3 protein-coding genes are annotated in these 4721 nt (G+C 67.6%); all 3 read right to left on the bottom strand.

Translation table 11 applies throughout. From position 1 onward, the window contains the following. Positions 1-702 precede the first annotated feature (702 nt). The 3 genes from DX912_RS18100 to rpoN are packed head-to-tail and all read right to left on the bottom strand — an operon-like array spanning position 703 to position 3948. The gene (locus DX912_RS18100) at positions 703-2172 is read right to left on the bottom strand and encodes a sigma-54 dependent transcriptional regulator (RefSeq protein WP_115845008.1); all 1470 of its coding nucleotides are present in this window, start codon (positions 2170-2172) and stop codon (positions 703-705) included. Further along, positions 2169-2552 (bottom strand): response regulator, encoded by a 384-nt coding sequence (locus DX912_RS18095; RefSeq protein ID WP_115845006.1) that lies wholly within the window; start codon positions 2550-2552, stop codon positions 2169-2171. Before DX912_RS18095 ends, DX912_RS18100 begins: the two co-directional genes overlap by 4 nt. Before the next feature lie 7 nt (positions 2553-2559). Then, complete coding sequence (rpoN, locus tag DX912_RS18090; protein ID WP_115845004.1) at positions 2560-3948, bottom strand: RNA polymerase factor sigma-54; 1389 nt, start codon at positions 3946-3948, stop codon at positions 2560-2562. Positions 3949-4721: the final 773 nt, after the last annotated feature.

The raw sequence follows: 4721 nt of genomic DNA, 5'->3' as shown, positions 1-4721 counted from the left end.
CCCGCCCTTCAGGGCGGAAGCTGTTGCTCGTGATGTTGATCCTGTTGTTGCGGGGCCGCCCCTCAAGCAGCAGCAAAGCAACAGCACTCAAGCAAGTGCAAAGCTTCCGCTCGTAAACGAGCGGGTTACTTTTGTTTCGGCAAAAGTAACCAAAACCATCCGCTCCTGACGCGAGCCGGCGCCGCTGCGCGACGCCGGTCCCCTGCGCTCCTCGCCGGAAAAGGGACGTCGCCCGAACTCGCTGCGCTCAGACAACGGGCGACTCTTCGCCCTTTTCCAGCTCCGGTGCTCGGCTCGCTTTAAGTCGCTGGGAAAGGCGAGGGCAACTGCAACAGCGGTAAGCACAGCAACAGCGAGAGCTACAGCAAGAGCTACAGCAAGAGCTACAGCAAGAGCAGGCTTGACGCTACTGGAGCAACGGCGCCGCTTTGAGCCCCTCTCCCATCGGGAGAGGGGTTGGGGTGAGGGGTAACGAAGCCTCTCCGTTGAACGATCGTTGCCGCACAGCGCTGCGCTGTTGCGTCTCGACCGAACGCAGAAGCCAGATGGATTCCAGCTTCCGCTGGAATGACGGTGACGTGGGTTCGCCGTGCAGGGAGTGCCCGTGCGTTACGGGCCAGGGTCCCGGCTTTCGCCGGGATGACGGCTTCGGTGACGAATCACGAATCACGTTGCGAGCGCTACCACCGCCCGGCCAAAAAATCAGAGCTCCGCCAGCTCCATCGTGTCGCGTTCGATGCCGTACTTGCGCAGCTTTTCCACCAGGGTCGTGCGACGCAGGCCGAGCAGCGGTGCGGCGTGGGCGACGACGCCGCCGGTCTGGGCGAGCGCGGCGCGGATCAGGTCCAGTTCGATGTTCGCGATGTGGCCGCGCAGGTCGATGCCCTGCGGCGGGAGCGTCGTGGTCGGCGACAGCGTCGACGGATCCGGCGCCTCGGCTTCGCGCATCAGCGCCATCACCGGCGCCGGTTCTTCCGGCTGGATCGCGTCGATCGAGGCCAGCGTTTCGGCCGGCAGCGTGCAGCGGTAGCGCGCCGGCAGGTCGTCGGCGCGCACCAGGCCGTTGGGATGCAGCACGGACAGGCGTTCCAGCAGGTTGCTCAGCTCGCGCACGTTGCCCGGCCACGCGTACTGCTGCAGCATCGCGACCGCGTCGCCGGCCAGCGTCACGCGGCCGCGGCCGCTGTCCGACAGCTGGCGCGAGATCGCGTTGATCAGGTCCGGCAGGTCGGCGGCGCGCTCGCGCAGCGAGGGCATCTCGATGGGGAACACGTTGAGGCGGTAGAACAGGTCCTCGCGGAACTTGCCTTCGGCGATGTGCGATTCCAGGTTGCGGTGCGTCGCGGCGATCACGCGCACGTCGCACTTCATCGTCGCGCCGCCGCCGACGCGCTCGAAGCAGCGTTCCTGCAGCACGCGCAGCAGCTTGACCTGCATCGCCATCGGCATGTCGCCGATTTCGTCCAGCAGCAGCGTGCCGCCTTCGGCCATCTCGAAGCGGCCCTTGCGCTGCGTCAGCGCGCCGGTGAAGGCGCCCTTCTCGTGACCGAACAGTTCGCTTTCCAGCAGGTCCGGCGGGATCGCGCCGCAGTTGATCGCGACGAACGGCTTCTCGCGACGCTTGGAACGCGCATGGATCGCGCGCGCGGCGACTTCCTTGCCGGTGCCGGATTCGCCGAGGATCAGCACGGTCGTGTCGAAGTTGGCGACCTGGTCGATCATGCGGTTCAGGCGCAGCACGGCGGCGCTGCGGCCGGTCGGGCCGACCTGCGGGATCTCGCGGCGCGCGTCGTCGTCCAGGCGCTTGAGGCTCGCGCGACGCAGCACGTCCTGCAGCTGCGTGCGACGGATCGGATAATCCAGCGCCCAGACCGAATCGGGGTGGATCTGCACGCGCCAGCTGGCGTTGTCGCCATGGCCCGGCAGTTCGAGCACAGGCGGATGCATCGGGTGCGAGCCCAGCCACGCGGCAAAACGGTCCCATGCCGCCGCGTCGCCGCTGGTGTCGCCGGCGATGACGGCGACCCAGTCGGTGGCGCGCGCGCGATCGAGGTTGATCTCGCTGGCATCGCTTGCGATGCGCGGGGTGAAATCCATGAACTCGAGCAGCGTCGCCACGCGCTCGGCGCGCGCGAGGTCGTTGTCGATCAGGAGGATGCGGGACTCGCTCATGGGGTTTCTTCCGTGGCCAGGCGCTCCAGCAGCGGGAGCACGTCCTGGATGTAGGCCAGCTTGCTGACGAAGGCATCGGCACCGGCGCGCAGGGCGTGCTCGCGGTGCTCGGTGTCGTCGAAATGGCTTGCGATGACGATGAAGGGCAGGGGTTCGTCCTGCGCCTTGATCAGGCGTGCGGCCTGCAGGCCGCCCATCTCCGGCATCGCCATGTCCATCAGCACCACGTCCGGACGCAGCGTCTCGCACTGGGTGATGGCTTCGATGCCGTTGCCCGCGGTGCCGACGACGTTCGCCCACGGCTGCTTGCGCAGGTGGCGGATCGCCGCGCTGATGAAGCCCGGATGGTCGTCGACGATGAGGATTCGCAGTTCACGCATGATGGTTTCAGCCCGCCTTCGCCATGAGAGCGGCCGGACGGCGGCGCTGGCGCGCCGGCGCGATGGCCAGCTGGTCACGGTACTTGGCGACGGTGCGGCGCGCCACGCGCACGCCCTGGCGGGCGAGCAGGCCGGCGATGGTGTCGTCGGCGAGCGGCGCGTGCGAGGGTTCGTCGTCGATCAGGCGCTTGACCATCGCCTTGACCGCGCTGCCGGAGACTTCCGCGCCGTCCAGGCGCACCGCGAACAGGCGCTTGAGTTCGATCGTGCCGCGCGGCGTCTGCAGGTACTTGCCGCTGGTGATGCGCGAGACGGTGGATTCGTGCATGCCGATGGCGTCGGCGACTTCGCGCAGCGTCAGCGGGGCGATGGCTTCCTCGCCGCGCTCCAGGAACGCGCGCTGGCGTTCGACCAGCACCTGCGTGGTGCGCAGCAGCGTGTCGTTGCGCATCGCCACGCCGCGCACCAGCCAGCGCGCTTCGTCGAGCAGGCCGCGCAGCGCGGACACGTCGCCCGGCGCATCGGCCAGGGCGCGTTCGCAATGCGGCGCGATGCGCAGGCGCGGCGCGGTACGGCCGTTCAACGCGACGTGCCAGCGGCCGTCGGCGCGCCAGGCGACGACGTCGGGCACCACGATGTCGCGTTCGTTGACGGCGGCATCGGCGATGGGATGGGCGCGCAGGGTGAGGATCAGCGCGACGGCGGCGCGCACGGCCTCGGCGTCGACCTTCAGCGCCCTGGCGAGCGCGGCTTCGTCGTGCATCGCGAGCAGGTCGATGTGATCGGCCAGGATGCGCGCGGCGAGCGTGCGGGCTTCGGATTCGGGCTGCAGCGAGAGCTGCGCATCGAGGCATTCGGCGGCGTCGCGCGCGGCCACGCCCGGCCATTCGCCGTGGAGCAGGCGCTGGCGGACGATTTCCAGTTCCGTGGCATCGACATTGCAGGAGCTGGCACCGAGCAGGTGCAGTTCGTCGAGCGGGGCTTCGAGGTAGCCGCGATCGTCGCACTGGTCCAGCCACCACGCGGCCAGTTCGACGTCGCGCGGCTTCCACTGCAGCGACAGCGACTGCAGCAGGCGCACGCGCGGATCGCTCGATTCCCCGTCGGCGATCCGCGAAGCGGCGTCGTCGTCGAACTCACCGCCGCCGTTGCCGCCGGACAGGAACGACGGCTCCGGAAGCTCGTCCCATGCGGCCGCTTCCTGCTGCGCGTCCGTCGCCGAGTCGACCCCCTCGTCCTCGGCTTCGTCCTGCTCGAGCAGCGGGTTGCGCTCCAGCGCCTGGCGGAGCTCGAGTTCGAGCTGCGGCGCGGTGAGCTGCAACAGGCGGATCGACTGCAGCAGTTGCGGCGTCAGGTTGACGCCCAGCCCGAGCTTCGGGCTCATCGTTGCTTTCACGGTTGTGTCCCCATCCGCCGGAGCCGGCGGCACGGAAGTCATCGTGATGTGAAGGTGACGGCAAACGAATCAGGGCGTGCCCGGACATCTCTCGGGGCAAACCTGTCGTGTTGTAGGGGCCGCCCTTACTTTGCGACGTGTTCCTGACTGGCCCTGTGCGCCTGCGTCAGGCAGTGACGCGGGTGGGCACGGAGATGGCGGTCACAATTTGGCTTTGTGACGAGGAATTGGCGCTGGGGGTGTGACGGGTTCGTGGCGTCGCGGGGGTGTTGCAAGGGGTGGGCCAGAAGGGGCCTGCTTTTGCTGTGGCTGTTGCCGTTGCCTTTGCCTTTGCCGTTGCTGTTGCTGTTGCTGTTGCTTTGCCGTTGCCGTGCCCAGCGACTTAAAGCGAGCCGAGCACCGCAGCCGGAAAAGGGCGAAGAGTCGCCCGCTGTCTGAGCGGAGCGCAGCGTAGCGAGTTCGGGCGACGTCCCTTTTCCGGCGAGGAGCGCAGGGCACCGCCGCGCAGCGGCGGCTCGCGTCAGGAGCGAACGGTTTTGGTTACTTTTGCCAAGACAAAAGTAACCCGCCCTTCAGGGCGGAAGCTGTTGCTCGTGATATTGATCTTTGTTGTTGCGGCCTGGACCGCAGCCATTAGAAAAGCTGTAGCAACAGCATTCAAGCAAGTGCAAAGCTTCCGCTCGCAAGCGAGCGGGTTACTTTTGTTTCGGCAAAAGTAACCAAAACCATCCGCTCCTGACGCGAGCCGGCGCCGCTACGCGACGCCGGTCCCC

Origin of the sequence: Lysobacter soli (assembly GCF_003382285.1) — a bacterium.
Taxonomy (GTDB): domain Bacteria; phylum Pseudomonadota; class Gammaproteobacteria; order Xanthomonadales; family Xanthomonadaceae; genus Lysobacter_J; species Lysobacter_J soli.
The sequence above is the reverse complement of the archived record's forward strand: the minus strand, read 5'-3'. Positions and strand labels throughout refer to the sequence as shown.